The 593-nt window shown below is 73.5% G+C and carries 1 pseudogene; it reads right to left on the bottom strand.

Annotated elements, in window-relative coordinates:
- Positions 1 to 505, bottom strand: a pseudogene (locus NX1_RS37165) (Fe-S oxidoreductase); the annotation flags it as partial.
- Positions 506 to 593 lie beyond the last annotated feature (88 nt).

The following is a 593-nucleotide window of genomic DNA, read 5'->3' on the forward strand; positions in this document are numbered from 1 at the left end:
CCGCGCCCTTCATACCCAGACCCTTGCCGGGTGCCTTGGCCGGGCCCTTCATGGCCAAGCCCTTGACCGGCGCGGCCGCAGCCTCGCCGGCGGCGGGCGCGGACTCGACCGCCGCTTCCTCGGCCGGTGCCGCGGTCTTGGCGCCGGGTGCCTTGGCGGCGCCCTTCATGCCCAGGCCACCACCGGGAGCCTTCGCCGCACCCTTCATCCCCAAACCACCCGGGGCCTTGGCCGGACCCTTCATCGCCAGACCACCACCGGCCGCCGCCTTGACCGGCGCAGCCGGAGCCTCGGCCTCCACCGCGACGGGCGCGGCCGCGGCCGCGACGGGTTCGGGTTCGGGTTCGGGTTGGGTCTTGGGTTGCTGGGTGACGGTCAGGTTCTCGCTCAGCGTGGCGGGCTCGACCCGCTCGATCGCATCGAGCATCAGCTGGGCCACATCGACCACCTCGACGCCCTCGCCCTCGCCCTTCTCCTGCCGGGCGGTGACACCGTCGGTGAGCATCACCCGGCAGAACGGGCAGCCGGTCGCGATCTTCCCCGGCGCCGAACCCGCGCGACCGTTGGACGCCGACAGGGTGTTCAACCCCTCG

Source organism: Nocardia xishanensis NBRC 101358 (assembly GCF_001613365.1).
Classification (GTDB): Bacteria; Actinomycetota; Actinomycetes; order Mycobacteriales; family Mycobacteriaceae; genus Nocardia; species Nocardia xishanensis.